Origin of the sequence: Anaeromyxobacter sp. SG17, from assembly GCF_022690695.1 — a bacterium.
Taxonomy (GTDB): Bacteria; Myxococcota; Myxococcia; order Myxococcales; family Anaeromyxobacteraceae; genus Anaeromyxobacter; species Anaeromyxobacter soli.
Window position 1 is genome coordinate 20,988 of sequence record NZ_JALCYX010000046.1, and the last position, 14,152, is coordinate 35,139.

Genomic DNA, 14,152 nt, shown 5'->3' on the forward strand with positions numbered 1-14,152 from the left:
GTTCAGCGTGCGGGCGGCGCAAGCGCCCCGGCGAGGCCGAGGAGGAGCGGTGCGAGGTCGGTGAGGTCCCGCACGGCGTCGAGCGCGGCCGCGGCGCGGCCGAACCCGAGCACGGGGACCGGCGCGCGGGTGTGGTTGCGGATGGACAGATCCTCCACGTTGCCGTGGTCGCTCGCGACGACGAGCGCGTCGTCCGGCCCGAGCGCGGCGACGAGCGCGCGGAGGAAGGCGTCGACGCGCTGCAAGGCGTCGAGGGCGGCGGGCATGGACCGCGCGTGGCCGGCCTCGTCGGTCTCGAAGAACTCGACGAGCGCGAGATCCGCGCCCGCGGCCAGCGCGCCGAGGATCCCCGCCGCCTCCTCGGGCGCGCGCTCGGGCACGTCCGCGCCGTGAGCTCGCGCGCGGCGCCCGGTGAGGTCGTGGGTGAGCGCCCGCCCCGCGCGCGCGTCGGCCCACGTCCGGAAGCGGAAGCCCCCCGCCGCGTACGCGATCGTCGTCGCCGCGGCGCGCGGGCGGCGACGCCCGAGCGCGAGCTCCGGCTCGCCGTCCGCCTCGAGGCCCAGGGCGCGCAGGTAGGCGACCGGGTACGCGTTCGCGAACACCGCGGTGCGCCCCGCGGCGGCGAGCGCGCGGAACAGCGAGCGCGCGCGGAGGAGCTCGCGGAGCGGCGCGTTCGGAAAGCCGAGCACGTGACGACCCACCGCCGCCGGCGCGTTCTCGCCGGTCAGGATCGCCGTCTGCCCCGTCGCCGACTGGGGGCGACCGGGGACGCCGAGGCACGCGTCGGCGAGGACGGCACGCCCGCCGGCCGGGAGCGGCGTCCCGGTGCCGTCCGCGAAGCGCGACAGCAGCAGGTCGGCGCGGGCGAGCGGGTTCCGGTCCGGGTCCGGGAGCCCGGCGCCGACGCCGTCGACGAAGACGAAGAGGACCGCCACGCGGTGTGTCATAACCCGGGCGGCGCGCGGACGCGCCACAGGGCACCTTCGGGCACGGTGCGCGGGCGAGACGCCGGGCCGCCTCGGCGCTATTCTCCGCGCGCCCGAGCCAGGACCCCATGCCCCGCCTCCCGACCTTCGATCCCGACTGCACCATCTTCTTCGACGGCGAGCCCATCCCCGCGCGGCGGGGCGAGCCCGTCGCCGCCGCGCTCCTCGCCCACGGGCGCCCCCTCGTGTCGCGCAGCGCCAAGTACCACCGCCCGCGCGGCGCCTTCTGCCTCACCGGCTCGTGCGGCTCCTGCCTCGTCCGCGCCGGCGGGCTCCCGAACCAGCGGGCCTGCCGGACGCCGTGCCAGCAGGGACTCACGGTGCAGACGCAGAACGCGCTGCCGACGGCCCAGCACGACCTGCTCGGCGCGATCGACCTCGTCTACCCGCACGGCCTCGATCACCACCACCTCATGACCTGGAGCGGGATCGCGAACCACGCCGCGGTGGCGTTCTCGCGCCGGCTCGCGGGCCTCGGCACGCTGCCCGACGTCGAGGCGCTCCCGGCCGAGCGCTCCGCGCCGGCCTCGGAGGAGCGCTTCGACGCGCTCGTCGTGGGCGCCGGCCCCGCGGGGCTCGCCGCCGCCGAGGCCCTCGCGGAGCTGGGCCGCCGGGTGCTCGTCGCCGACGCCGAGCCCGCGGTGGGCGGACGGCTCCGCTGTCGCTACGGCCTGCGGGGAGAGCCGGACCTCGCCTGGGCGGCGCGGGTGGTCGCCCGGGTGACGGCGGCCGGGGGCGAGGTCGCGCTGCGCACCGCGGTGCTCGGGCTCTGGCGCGACGGCGGCAGCCCCCTCGCCGCGCTCGACGCCGACGGGCCGCCGCGGCGGCTCCGCCTCGTGCGGCCCGGACGCATCGTGGTCGCGGCGGGCGGCCACCCCCAGCCGCCCGCCATCGCCGACGGCGATCGACCGGGCGTGTACGGGGGCCGCGGCCTCGCGGTGGCTCTCGCGGAGCACGGGGTCGTCCCGGGCCGGCGCGCGATCGTGCTCGGCGAGGGGGCGGAGCCGGAGGCGCTCACGGCCCGGCTCGCCGCGGCCGGGATGGAGGTCCGCCGGCTGCGGAGCGCGGAGGGCGGGCGGGTCCTCGGCCGCGCGCGCGTGCGCGCGCTCGAGCTCGCGGGCGAGCGGATCCCGGTCGACGTCGTCGCCGTGGCCACCCCTCCCGCGCCGGCGACCGAGCTCGCGCGCGAGCTCGGCGCGGAGCTCGTGCTCGACGCGACCACGGGCGTGTTCGCCCTGCGCGTGGCCGCCGACGGGCGGACCGGCGTCGACGGGCTCTTCGCGGCGGGCGAGGTGACGGGGACGATGGACGGCGCGCGCGCGGCCGAGGCGGGCCGGCGGGCGGGGGAGGCCGCGCGATGACGAAGACCTTCGTGTGCAGCTGCGAGGACGTGCTCCTCGACGAGGTCCGGCGCGCCTTCGAGGCCGGCAACCGCGATCTCGAGTCGGTGAAGCGCTACACGGGGCTCGGCACCGGGCCCTGCCAGGGGAAGAGCTGCGTCGCCCTCGTCGCCCGCGAGCTGCTCCGGCTCGGCGCCACGCCGGCCGAGGTGCTGCCCTTCACGGTGCGGCCGCCCTACCGGCCGGCGCCGCTCGGCGCGCTCGCGGCGATCGAGCCGGCCGACCTCCCCATCGACGACGGCGTGCCCGTCCACCCGGCCGAGGCGCGAACGCCCGCCGCCGAGCTCGCGCCGCTGCCCGCGCGCGCCGACGTCGTCATCGTCGGCGGGGGCATCATGGGCCTCGCCCTCGCCTACGAGCTCACCCGGCGCGGCACGAAGGACGTGCTCGTGCTGGAGCGCGCCTACCTCAACGCGGGTGCCTCGGGCCGGAACGGCGGCGGGGTCCGCGCGCAGTGGACGACCCCCACGATGATCCGCCTCGCGCGCCGCTCGCTCGAGCTCTGCGACCGCTTCGCGGTGGACATGGGCGTGAACGTCTGGTTCCGGCGCGGCGGGTACCTGTTCCTCGCCCCCACGCCGGAGCAGGTGGAGCGCATCGAGCGCAACGCCGAGCTCCACCGCGAGGAGGGGCTGCGCACCCGCGTCATCGACCGGGCGCAGGCGCTCGAGGTGGTGCCGGAGCTCGATCCGTCGCGCTTCCTCGCGGCCTCGTACAACCCCGACGACGGGGTGGTCTTCCCCTGGCCGTTCCTGTGGGGCTACGCCGGCCAGGCGGAGGCGGCCGGCGCGCGCATCGCGACCTTCACGAGGGTCACCGGCTTCGAGACGGCCGAGCGGCGGGTCACCGCCGTCGTGACGGACCGCGGCCGCGTGGCCTGCGATCTCGTGGTGGTCGCCGCCGGGGCCTGGTCGAAGGAGGTGGCCGCGCTCGCGGGCGTGGCGCTCCCGAACCGCCCCACGCGCCACGAGATCCTGGTCACGGAGCCGATGAAGCCGTGGCTCGATCCGCTCGTGTCGGTCCTCGGGAACGGCCTCTACTTCTCGCAGTCCCAGCGCGGCGAGCTCGTGGGCGGCATGGGCGATCCGCTGGAGCCGGAGGGCGTCGTGCAGGGGTCGACGCTCCGTTTCCTCGCGCGGTTCGCGCGCGCCGCGATCGACTGCATCCCGGTGCTCGCCGGGACGCGGGTCCTCAGGCAGTGGGCGGGCTGCTACGACGTCACGCCCGACAACAACCCGGTGCTCGGCCCGGCCGGGTTCGATAACTTCCACCAGCTCTCCGGGTTCGTCGGCCACGGGTTCATGATGGCGCCGGCCGTCGCGGAGCTGTACGCGGACTGGCTCACCGGCAAGGGCAAGCACGAGATCTTCGAGCAGTTCACGCTCGACCGGTTCACGCGGGGCCCGGTGGCGAAGGAGGACTTCATCATCGGGTAGCGCGCTCCATGGAGCAGCCCTCGCGCGCACGGCCGGCGCCTCACCCCTCTGGCCGGGCCCGGGAACGCGCGGTCTCGAGCGCGCGACGCCCACCCGGAGGCGCTTCGCTCGTTGGCTGTTCACGAATCCCGCCGGGTCGTCTAGGCTTCCCCGATGGCACTCGGGAAGAAGATCGCGTTCCTCGGCACCGGAAACATGGCCGAGGCGTTCGTGAAGGGGCTCCTCCGCGCGGGGACGGCGACCGCCGCCGAGATCCTGTGCGCCGAGCTCCGTTCGGAGCGGCGCGACGAGATCGCGAAGCGCTACGGCGTCACGACGGTCGCCTCGAACCTCGAGGCGACCGAGCAGGCGGACATCGTCGTCCTCTCCGTCAAGCCGCAGACGATGGAGCAGCTCCTCGACGAGATCGCGCCGGCGGTGGATCACCGCAAGCTCGTGATCTCGATCGCCGCCGGCGTCTCGATCGCGGCGATCGCCCGCAAGCTCGGCGCCGGCGTCCGCATCGTCCGGACGATGCCCAACACGCCCGCCCTCGTGGGCGCCGGCGCGAGCGCGCTCGCGCGCGGGGCGCACGCCACCGACGCCGACCTCGAGCAGGCCCGCGCGCTCTTCCAGTCCGTCGGTACGACGGTCGTCGTCGAGGAGCCGCTCCTCGACGCCGTGACCGGCCTCTCCGGCTCGGGACCGGCGTTCCTGTTCCTCGTCATCGAGGCGCTCGCCGACGGCGGGGTGAAGGTCGGGCTCGCCCGCTCCGTGGCGATGGCGCTCGCCGCCCAGACCGTGCTCGGCTCCGCGAAGCTGGTGCTCGAGACGGGCGAGCACCCGGGCCGCCTGAAGGACCAGGTGACGAGCCCGGGCGGGACGGCCATCGCGGGCGTGCACGTGCTCGAGCAGGGCGGGCTGCGCGCCGCGCTCATCGCGGCGGTCGAGGCCGCGACGCGGCGCTCGCGCGAGCTGGGCGAGCGGGCCGTGCGCGGGGATTGAGGGGCCGGCGCGATTCGAGATTCGCGACGCGAAGCGGGCGCCCTCGATCAGGGAACGCGCGCGGGCACCGTGGCGCGGATCTCGGTCCCCTCCGCCCCGCCCACGATCCGCAGCGTGCCGCCGAGCTGGCGGATCCGCTCGCGCATCCCTCCCACGCCCACGCCGACGAGCGCGCCGGGGCCGAGCTGGATGCCCCGGCCCTGATCGCGGATCACGAGCACCACCTCGCCCTCCCCCTGCGTCAGCGACACCTGGGCGGACGGGCTCCCCGAGTGGCGCTGGACGTTCGCGAGCGCCTCCTGCACCACCCGGAACAGCGCGAGCTCCGTCTCGGGGGCGAGCCGCTCGACGCCCTCGGACCGGAACGCCACGTCGATCCCGCTGCGGGCCGCGAAGCCGCGGACGAACCAGTCGAGCGCCGGCACGAGCCCGACCACGTCGAGCATCGGCGGGTGGAGCACGTGCGCGACGGTGCGCAGGTCCTGGAGCACCATCCGGCACAGGGCCTCGCACTCCTGCAGCGATCGGAGGACCTCGGGGTCCTCGGCGCGTCCGCGCGCCCGGGCGAGCTCGAGCGACATCGCGAACACCTGCTGGGCGACCCCGTCGTGCAGGTCGCGCGCCATGCGCCGCCGCTCGCCGTCCTGCACGTGCAGGATCTGGCCGGTGAGCGCGTGGAGCCGCTCCTCGGACTGCTTGAGCTCCGTGACCTCCTCGTGCGCGAACACGAGCCGGGTCGCGCTGGGCGTTCCGAAGCGCGTGATGCGGAGCTGGAACCAGCGCGGCCGCTGCGCGCCATGGCACGCGTACTCGACGCGGTAGTCGTCGAGCCGGCCGGCGGCGAGGGCGCCGATGGCGCCGTTCACGGCCGCGGCCTCCGCGCAGCCGTTCGCGGCCGCGGCCTCGCACTCGGCGACGTAGCTCGCGCCCAGCCCGTGGCGCGGCATCGCGAGCCCGTTCTCGTCCGCGAAGCGCCGCCAGGCGGCGTTCACCGCGAGGACGGTCCCCTCCGCGTCGGTGATCGCGACGTGCGCCGACAGCGCGTCGATCGTCGACTGGAGGAGGTCCCGCGACGCAAGCGCGCCGAGCTCGCTCGCGCGCATCCGCTCGGCGTCGCGAGCCCTCGCGATCGCGCCGCCGACCACGTCCCCGACGATGAGGGTGTTCGCGAGCGCGTGCGCCGACCACGCGTGGGGCCGCCGGCACGAGAAGGCGAGCCAGCCGAGCGCGCGATCGCCGGCGCGGAGCGGGATGGCCGCGAGCGCCTCGGCGTCGAGCGCGCGCAGGCGCTGGCGATCCGCCTCGGCGGTCGGCGGGAGCTCGTCTATCGTGTGCAGCGCGTACGGCCGGTGCTCGCGGAGGTGACGCTCGAGGATCGCGCCGAGCCAGGGCTTCTCGTCCCGCGCGCCGCGCTCCGGGAGCCCGGCGTCCGGCGGCCAGGACGCGAGCAGGCGCATCACGGCGCCGCCCTCGTCCTCCAGGAGCCACGCGGACCCGCGATCCGCCTCGAGCGCGCGCGCGGTGTGCCGCAGCGCCCCGACGACGCCCTCCACGACGCGCTCGGGAGGCAGGTCCATGAAGCCCGACGAGACCTCGAGCGCGAGGGCCTGCAGCCGGGCCTGCTCGTCGCGCTCGCGCTCGGCGCGGAGCCGCAGGAGCGCGGCGGCGAGGAGCGTCGCGAGCCGGCGGGCGTCCTCGATGACCCCCGCCGCCCAGGGGCGCGGCCGCGAGAGCGTGACGAACCCCGCCCACCCGAGGACCGGGTGCCCCGCGCACACGAGGGGCACGAACAGCGCCGAGCGGATGCCGCTCTTCCGGGCGATCCGCCGCTCCGCCTCCGCCGAGGACGGGAGATCGTCCGTGGACGACAGCGCGACCACCCTGCCCGCCTGGATCTCGGCGCGGACCCAGGGCGCGTCGAGCTGCTCCCGGACCGGCGGCACGCCGGGGGCCGCCCAGGACCGCTCGAGCGCCAGGCTCTGCTCGCGGCCCAGGAGGACGACGGCCCCGCGCTCCGCGCCCACGTGCAGGACCGCGTGCCGGAGGACTGCGTCCACCGCGGCGTCGAGCTCCGCGGCGCCCACCGCGAGGAGCTGCTCGGCCGCCGACGCGATCGGGTCGGCCCGCCGCTCGGCGCCGGTCGACGCTGGGTCGGTGTCGGAGCGCGTCGCCATCGTCTACGCAGGCCCCATCCGCGACGCGCGCCCCCTCCGGAGCCGTCTGCGCACGATCGCCGCCCGCCCCCACGGGACGCCTCGGCGGCAAGCCGGGGACTGGCGCGCGCCGTCGCCTGCGGCTTCGCGACCGCGGCCCCCGAGGCTCTCCGCAGGCCGCGCGGTCACGTCACGGCACGACGATGCCGTTGCGGATGGCGTAATGGACGAGGTCCACGATCGAGCTCGCGCCGAGCTTCCGCATGACGTTCGCCCGGTGGGTCTCGACCGTCTTCGCGCTGATGGAGAGCTGCTCGCCGACCTCGCGGTTCGACTCGCCCTGCGCGAGCAGCCGGAGCACCTCGCGCTCGCGCTGCGTGAGGGAGGTGACGCGGCCTCCGCGCGACACGGCGGCGTTCCGGCCCGCCTCCGCGGCCGGAACGGCGGCCGGGCGCTCCGCCCCGCGCGCCGTGAGGTACGGGGTGTGGCGGGACAGCGCGTCGATGGCGTCCACGAGGTGACGGGCGGCGTCCTCCTTGAGGACGTAGCCGCGGGCGCCGGCGCTGAGCGCCTGATCGAGCAGCTGATCCGAGTCGTGCACCGTGAGGAGGACGATCTCGGTGCCGGGCACCGTCGAGCGGATCTCGCGCGTCGCCTCGAGCCCGTTCAGGTCGGGCATGGTGACGTCGAGCACCACGACGTCCGGGCGGAGCTCCTGAGCGAGCCGGACGGCGTCCCGTCCGTTCGAGGCCTCGCCGCACACCGTCCAGCCGGGGTGCGACTCGACGAGGGCACGCACGCCCCGCCGCACCACCTCGTGATCATCCGCGACGATCGCTCTCATCGGGGACCTCCCTGACGGCGACTTCTCCCGACGTCCGGCACTGTCTGTAATGTCGGTGGAAGGCCCCTACCACTCCCGTGACGACGTGACGCGTCCGCGCAGGACGCGTATGCGAGCGAGGGCTCCCCTCCCGCGCCCCGCCCGGAACGACCGCCGGCCCCGGATGGCCCGGGCGCGGCAGCGAGGCACGGCTCACCTCACTCGGTCGTCTCGCAGCTCGCCCAGCCGCAGTGACCGCACGTCATGCAGCCGCCGGCCCGGGTGAGGGCGGACGCGCACTGCGGACACTCCTCGCCGTTCCGCGTGGCGCCGCTCGTGAGCACCTGCTGCTCGCGCGAGCCGTCGCGGTAGACGGTGATCCCCTTGCAGCCGAGCTCGAACGCGAGCGCATACGCGCGCGCCACGTCGCCGACGACGGCGTCGCGGGGCAGGTTGATGGTCTTCGAGACGCCGTTGTCGGTGCGGCGCTGGAAGGCCGCCTGCATCCGGACGTGCGCCTCGGGCGAGACGTCGTAGGCGGTGGCGAAGAGCCGCGCGACCGCGTCCGGCACGCCCACGATCCCGCGCGCGCGTCCCGCCGCGCGCACCGAGGAGATCGCCGCGCCGGCGCCGGCCTCGTGGAGGGCCCGCGCGACGAGGGGGTGCTCCTCGCGGAGCTCGGAGTCGTCGAGCGCCCGGCGGACGTAGGCGAGCGCGAAGAGCGGCTCGATGCCGGAGGAGCAGCCCGCGATGAGCGCGAGCGTGCCGGTCGGCGCGATCGTCGTGACGGTCGCGTTCCGGCGCGGCGGGCGGCCGTCCCGCGCGAGCGCGCTCGAGGGGAAGCCAGGGAACGGGCCGCGCTCGCGCGCGAGCTCCTCGCTCGCGGCGTGGGCCTCGCGCTGCACGAAGCCCATGACCTCGTCGGCGAGCGCGAGCGCCTCGGGCGCGTCGTAGGGCGTCCCGAGGCGGACGAGCAGATCCGCCCAGCCCATCACGCCGAGCCCGACCTTCCGGTTGCGGTGCGAGATCTCCGCGATCTGCGGCAGCGGCCAGACGTTCACGTCGAGCACGTCGTCGAGGAAGCGCACGCCGTCCCGCACGCACGCGGCGAGCGCGTCCCAGTCCACGCGGCCGCCCCGCTCGAAGCGGCCGAGGTTCACGGAGCCGAGCGTGCACGCCTCGAAGGGCAGCAGCGGCTGCTCGCCGCACGGGTTCACCGCCTCGAAGTGTCCCAGGTCGGGGGTCGGGTTCGCCGCCTCGACGCGGTCGAGGAAGAGGAGGCCCGGCTCGCCCGACGCCCACGCCGCCTCCGCGATCCTGTCGAGCAGCGCCCGCGCGTCGATCGTCCGCACCACCGCCCCGCTCCTCGGATGGCGGAGCGGCCACGGCTCGCCGCGCGACGCGGCGTGGAACAGCGTGTCGGGCGCGGCGACGGAGAGGTTGAAGTTCTCGAGGCCGTGGCCGCGCTTCGCGTCCACGAACTCGACGACGTCCGGATGCGCGGCGGAGAGGACCGCCATGTTCGCCCCGCGCCGCACGCCGCCCTGCTTGATGATCTCGGTCGCGGCGTCGTAGACGCGCATGAACGAGACCGGACCGCTCGCGACGCCGTGCGTGGTCTTCACCACGTCGCCGCGCGGCCGCAGCCGCGAGAACGCGAAGCCGGTGCCTCCGCCGGACTGGTGGATGAGGGCCGCCCACTTGAGCGCGTCGAAGATCGCTGCGAGGTCGTCCTCCACGGGCAGCACGAAGCAGGCGGCGAGCTGGCCGTGCGTCCGGCCCGCGTTCATCAGGGTCGGCGAGTTGGGCAGGAACTCGAGCCCCGTCATGCGTGCCTCGAACCGCTCGGCGGCTCGATCGCGCTCGCCGGGCGGCTCCGCCGCGGCGACCGCCCGGGCGACGCGCCGGAACAGGGCCTCCGGCGTCTCGACCACGGCGCCGTGCTCGTCGCGCAGGAGGTAGCGGCGTTCCAGGACGTGAAGGGCGTTGTCGCTCAGCCGCGCCATGGCCTGAAGCGTAACGGTGAGCGACCGCCTGCGCCGCCCCGAGGAGCGCCCGCCGGCGCGCCCGGTGCGTCGGCGGGAGAAGCTTATGCGCGCGCGCCCTTGCCCCGCAGAGGGCCCACCCTCAGCTTTGGCCCATCCTCAGGAGGACAGGGAGTCGCACATGCCGGACCGGGACAAGGGACAGCGCCGCGCGAGCGGCAACATGACGGTACGCGAGGCAGGCCGCCTCGGAGGCGAGGCGCGCAAGGAGCAGCTCGGCTCGAAGGGCTACTCGGAGCTGGGTCACAAGGGCGGGCAGCGCGTCCGCGAGCTCATCGAGGAAGGGAAGAACGCCGAGCGGAAGTAGACGGGTGCGAGCGCGCGGCCCCGCTCTCCGGCCGCGCCGACCCGATCGGCCTCGCGGCACCTCGAGCGCCGACGGAGCCTCGCTTGTGCGCGGGGCGGGGCTCTGCGAAGAATGGTGCATGCGACGCGCTCCCCTCCTCGTCCCCGCCCTCCTCGCCCTCGCGGCCTGCGCGCCGCACGCGGCCATCCCCGACACCGAGCGAACCCGCGTCCACCAGGAGCTCGACGGGCAGCAGCGCTACCTGCGCGTCGCCGCCTACGTCGCGCCGTTCTGGGGCGACCGGTCCAAGATGCTGCTCACCGATCAGTCGCCGGCCGAGCTCGACATGATCGAGACGACCGGCGGCACGCCGATCGCCCCGCCCACGCCCGAGCGGATCCTCCCGCCCGGGACGGCGGTCCGGCTGCGCGAGGTGGAGTTCCCGACCGGCTGGCTCATCGCGCGCCGCGTGGTGATGACGCCGCGATACAGCCCGTGGGTCTACGTCGAGGCGGCCGGCGAGTCGCGGCCGCTCGTCGTGGTCCTCCCGCAGACCGCCGCGAGCTACGCCGACGTCCGCGCCGAGGTCGAGCAGATCCTCTCCGTCGAGGATCCCTCCTCGTTCTTCCGGGGCCTCCCCCCGGACCAGCGCGCCGCGATCCTCAAGAAGGAGCCCGCCGAGGGCATGAGCCCGCGCGCGCTGGAGATGGCGTGGGGCCTCCCGGAGCGGAAGCGCATCGACCGGCCCGCGGGGACGGAAGAGTGGTCGTGGGCGGGCGGCAAGCGCCGCGCGTTCTTGCAGGACGATCGACTGGTCCGCTGGGAGCGCTAGCGTACGGCGCACGATCCCGGCCTGCGCCGGGCGGACTCGTCGCTCCGCTGCTCGGCGTACGGAGGCAGTACGGATCCGGCCTGCGGTGGGGCTCTCTACCGGCGCCCGCCGCGGTCGCGATGGCCGCCGCGGTTCCCGCCGCCTTCGCGGCGCCCGCCGTGACCTCCGCCATGACCGCCCCGGTGGCCATGCCCGCCGCGGTCGTCGCGCCGCTCGCGACGGTCGCCCGCTGACGCGGGCTGCGGCGTGACGCCCATCGCGACGCAGAAGACCGTCCCGGCCTTGAGCTGCGCCACGAGGTCGGCCTCGCTCGTCACCGGGTCACGGAACAGCGTCGCGGCCTTCCCGATCTCGTCGAGCGAGGCGTGCGCGCCGGACGCGCCGGTGCACGGCAGGGTCATGTGGTCCGCGGCCTCGACCGCGAGGTCGTTCGCCGCGGCCGTGACGCGCGCGTTCAAGCCCTCGATCGCGGCGAGCCCCTCGAGCGTGAAGATGAAGTCCCCGCTCGGCCGGTCGATCGTCTTGTCGTAGGGGTGCGCCGCCACCGCCACGCCGCCGAGCGCCCGCACCTTCGCGAGCACGTCGCGCACCGGCCACGGGGTCGCGGACCCGAACGCCTGCGGCGGCGCCGGGACCTTCGACGGATCGGGGAAGAAGCAGAGGTAGTGGCCGCGATCCGTCGAGACCTCGACGCCCACGAGCGCGAGCAGGCCCTCGTCCCGGCCCGCGGCGCGGATCTCGTCGAGGCCGTCGAGCGTGTTCAGGTCCGTGAACGCCACCCCGTCGAGCCCGGCCTCCTTCGCGCGGCGGAGCGCATCGCGCGGCGCGAGCGTGCCGCCGCGGGAGTGATGGCTGTGGACGTGGAGATCGATGAGCATGGCGCCCCCGGCCTCTGCTGGGCCGTCGCGTGCTTAGCACGGGGCGCGGGAGCTTGAGAAGGATCAGGCGAGGGCGACCGCCTGCTCGTGGCGGTGCTCGCGACGGTCCTCGGCCGCGCGGATGAGATAGCCCATCAACATGAGGCTCGAGGTGTTCTCGAGGACCTTCTCGGGATCACGGGAGATGAGGCTCGCGCTGTAGGACAGGAAGAACTGGGCGAGGTCCTCCCCCGCCTCACGCACGATGAGTGCGTTCAGCTCCGAGGGATCCATCGTCCGGATCCGGTTGATGAACTCGACCGCGAAGCCCTTCTTCGGCCGCATGACCCCTCCGCTCGGCCTGAACCTAGGGACGCCGAAACCGCCGAGCAAAAGCCGCGGCGGGGGCGCGGACCCCAAAAACCGCGAGGAGACATCGAGTGTTATCGGCGTCGCAGGTTTGACAGTGCAAAATGCGTCGGCAATACTTTTTCGGGTCGGTCGCGCCGCAAAGGGGCGAGGCGTCAGAGACAGGGGAGAGCGCGATGCAGCAGTTCACCGGGGTGAAGGTCTTCTCCGCGACCAAGGCCAAGGAACGCGAGGAGCTCGGCGAGACCGTCACGCGCTGGATGCGCTCGAACGCCGACCTCGAGGTCGTGGACCGCGTGGTCACGCAGTCGAGCGACGACGAGTTCCACTGTCTGTCGATCGTCCTGTTCTTCCGGCAGAAGACGGCCTAGCCGGCCGCTTCCCGGGATCGCCCGGACGTGCTCCCGCGCCGCGCTCCGCTCGACTAGCGCTCGTCCCCTCCGGTCTCACCCTCGCTGCTGCCCGGACCGAGCTCGCGCGGAGGGACCTTTCGGGCCTTCTCTCCGCCCCCCGAGACCCCCTCCCCGCTCACCGCACCCTTCAGGCTGCGCAGCGCCTTGCCGAGCCCCTCCCCGAGCGCGGGCAAGCGGCTCGCGCCGAAGAAGAGCACCACGATGAAGAGGACGACGAGAAGCTCTCCCATGCCCATTCGGACCTCCGAGATCGACCCGCCCCCGGGCCCCACGGGCGCACGCCGCACGGGGTCGGACGGGGTCCATACACCCGGCCAGGGGAGCGGCGCCACCCCCCGCACCGCGCCCCGGCGGTCGTTCCGTGGTAGGGAGCGCGCATGAAGCTCAAGCAGAAGCCGGAGGACTTCCAGGTCTCCGAGTCGTGGCGCTTCGACGAGGACCCGAAGGGCTCGCACTACGTCTACCTGATGGACAAGCAGAAGCTCTCCACGTTCGACGCGGTCGAGCGCATCTGCAAGCAGTTCAAGATCCCCCGCGCGGCCGTGAGCTTCTGCGGCCTCAAGGACAAGCAGGGGCGCACCACCCAGCTCATCGCGATCCACCGCCGCGAGATCGAGCTGCAGGATCCCGATCTCCGCCTGAAGCCGCTCGGGCGGTCCCGCGAGGCGATCTCCGCGGAGAACACGACCTCGAACCGCTTCGCCGTGACCGTCCGCGATCTCTCCGAGGACGACGTCGCCCGCCTCACGGCCTCCATCGCGGAGGTCCGCCGCCTGGGGGTCGTGAACTACTTCGACTCGCAGCGGTTCGGCGCGCTGAAGCACGGCCAGGGCTTCATCGTGAAGGACCTCATGCGCGGTGACTTCGAGCTCGCGCTCCGGAACGTCCTCGCGCACCCGAGCGAGCTCGACGCCTCCGACGACGCGCGGGTGAAGGGGTTCTGGAAGGAGCACTGGGGCGAGTGGGATCGCAGGAACCCCTACCCCGGCGCCGAGCGCTACGAGGCGGTCGTGCGGTGGTTGCGCAAGAACCCCAGCGACTACCGGGGCGCGCTCCTGCGGACCGAGCCGCGCTGGCGCGCGCTCCAGGTGTTCGCCTACCAGAGCTGGCTGTGGAACGAGGGCGTGAAGCAGTACCTGAAGGACGTCGTCGGGATTCAGCGCCTCGTGTCCATCCGCTACCAGGCGGGCTCGCTCCTGTTCCCGCGCGAGCTCGACGCCGCGCAGGCGCGGCTGCTGCACGAGCGGAGCTTCCCGCTCCTCGGCCCGGGGACGAAGTTCTCGGATCCGGCCGTGGAGAGCGCCGCGCTCTCGGTGCTCCGCCGCGAGGGCCAGACGCTCGCGGATCTCGCCGTGCCCGGCACGCCCGAGATCCACTTCGACCCCGAGGAGCGCCCGATCCTGGTGTTCCCCGGCCGGCTCGCCGTCGGCGAGGCGAAGCGGGACGAGCTGAACCGCGGTCGCCTGCGGGTGAACGTGGCGTTCACGCTGCCGCCGGGCGCCTACGCGACGCTCGTCGTGAAGCGGCTCTTCCACTGGACCCTCGCGCCGAAGCGCCCGGGTGAGCCG

Annotated in this window: 14 protein-coding genes; 7 read left to right on the forward strand and 7 right to left on the reverse strand. The window is 74.8% G+C overall.

Going from position 1 to position 14,152, the window contains the following annotated elements:
• Window positions 1-2: 2 nt before the first annotated feature.
• Complete coding sequence (locus MNY60_RS15985; RefSeq protein ID WP_242337551.1) at window positions 3-947, reverse strand: alkaline phosphatase family protein; 945 nt, start codon at window positions 945-947, stop codon at window positions 3-5.
• Window positions 948-1,054: 107 nt separating this feature from the next.
• On the opposite strand from MNY60_RS15985, the gene MNY60_RS15990 reads away from it, so the two are divergent.
• The 3 genes from MNY60_RS15990 (at window position 1,055) to proC (ending at window position 4,806) form a co-directional block, all read left to right on the forward strand.
• On the forward strand, window positions 1,055-2,347 hold the full coding sequence (locus MNY60_RS15990; RefSeq protein ID WP_242337553.1) for a 2Fe-2S iron-sulfur cluster-binding protein: 1,293 nt from the start codon (window positions 1,055-1,057) through the stop codon (window positions 2,345-2,347).
• Window positions 2,344-3,822, forward strand: a complete 1,479-nt coding sequence (locus MNY60_RS15995) for an FAD-dependent oxidoreductase (RefSeq protein ID WP_242361131.1) — start codon at window positions 2,344-2,346, stop codon at window positions 3,820-3,822. Before MNY60_RS15990 ends, MNY60_RS15995 begins: the two co-directional genes overlap by 4 nt.
• A 153-nt stretch (window positions 3,823-3,975) precedes the next feature.
• Window positions 3,976-4,806 (forward strand): pyrroline-5-carboxylate reductase, encoded by an 831-nt coding sequence (proC, locus tag MNY60_RS16000; RefSeq protein ID WP_242337557.1) that lies wholly within the window; start codon window positions 3,976-3,978, stop codon window positions 4,804-4,806.
• Between the two features lie 47 nt (window positions 4,807-4,853).
• On the opposite strand, the gene MNY60_RS16005 is transcribed toward proC, so the two are convergent.
• From MNY60_RS16005 to MNY60_RS16015, 3 genes are all read right to left on the reverse strand, one after another.
• Complete coding sequence (locus tag MNY60_RS16005; protein ID WP_242337559.1) at window positions 4,854-6,980, reverse strand: GAF domain-containing sensor histidine kinase; 2,127 nt, start codon at window positions 6,978-6,980, stop codon at window positions 4,854-4,856.
• Window positions 6,981-7,149: 169 nt separating this feature from the next.
• Complete coding sequence (locus MNY60_RS16010) at window positions 7,150-7,803, reverse strand: response regulator transcription factor (protein ID WP_242337561.1); 654 nt, start codon at window positions 7,801-7,803, stop codon at window positions 7,150-7,152.
• 197 nt (window positions 7,804-8,000) lie between these two features.
• A complete protein-coding gene (locus tag MNY60_RS16015; RefSeq protein WP_242337562.1) occupies window positions 8,001-9,788 on the reverse strand; it encodes an adenosylcobalamin-dependent ribonucleoside-diphosphate reductase in 1,788 nt (595 codons plus the stop codon).
• A 160-nt stretch (window positions 9,789-9,948) separates the two neighbouring features.
• Here MNY60_RS16015 and MNY60_RS16020 point away from each other — a divergent pair, with 160 nt between their 5' ends.
• Both MNY60_RS16020 and MNY60_RS16025 read left to right on the forward strand, forming a co-directional pair.
• Window positions 9,949-10,134: a hypothetical protein gene (locus MNY60_RS16020; RefSeq protein WP_011985696.1), complete on the forward strand. Its 186-nt coding sequence runs from the start codon at window positions 9,949-9,951 to the stop codon at window positions 10,132-10,134.
• A 118-nt stretch (window positions 10,135-10,252) separates the two neighbouring features.
• Complete coding sequence (locus MNY60_RS16025) at window positions 10,253-10,945, forward strand: hypothetical protein (RefSeq protein ID WP_242337564.1); 693 nt, start codon at window positions 10,253-10,255, stop codon at window positions 10,943-10,945.
• A gap of 95 nt (window positions 10,946-11,040) precedes the next feature.
• Here MNY60_RS16025 and MNY60_RS16030 read toward each other — a convergent pair whose 3' ends face one another.
• Together MNY60_RS16030 and MNY60_RS16035 are read right to left on the reverse strand one after the other, a co-directional pair.
• Window positions 11,041-11,823: a PHP domain-containing protein gene (locus MNY60_RS16030; RefSeq protein WP_242337566.1), complete on the reverse strand. Its 783-nt coding sequence runs from the start codon at window positions 11,821-11,823 to the stop codon at window positions 11,041-11,043.
• Between the two features lie 63 nt (window positions 11,824-11,886).
• Window positions 11,887-12,147, reverse strand: coding sequence for a hypothetical protein (locus tag MNY60_RS16035; RefSeq protein WP_242337568.1), 261 nt, complete (start codon window positions 12,145-12,147; stop codon window positions 11,887-11,889).
• A 200-nt stretch (window positions 12,148-12,347) separates the two neighbouring features.
• On the opposite strand from MNY60_RS16035, the gene MNY60_RS16040 reads away from it, so the two are divergent.
• Window positions 12,348-12,542, forward strand: coding sequence for a hypothetical protein (locus MNY60_RS16040; protein ID WP_242337570.1), 195 nt, complete (start codon window positions 12,348-12,350; stop codon window positions 12,540-12,542).
• A 53-nt stretch (window positions 12,543-12,595) separates the two neighbouring features.
• On the opposite strand, the gene MNY60_RS24345 is transcribed toward MNY60_RS16040, so the two are convergent.
• The gene (locus MNY60_RS24345; RefSeq protein ID WP_308197070.1) at window positions 12,596-12,820 is read right to left on the reverse strand and encodes a twin-arginine translocase TatA/TatE family subunit; all 225 of its coding nucleotides are present in this window, start codon (window positions 12,818-12,820) and stop codon (window positions 12,596-12,598) included.
• A gap of 141 nt (window positions 12,821-12,961) precedes the next feature.
• Between MNY60_RS24345 and truD the strand changes: the two genes are divergently transcribed.
• On the forward strand, window positions 12,962-14,152 hold a 1,191-nt coding region (truD, locus tag MNY60_RS16050), incomplete at its 3' end, for a tRNA pseudouridine(13) synthase TruD (protein ID WP_242361133.1).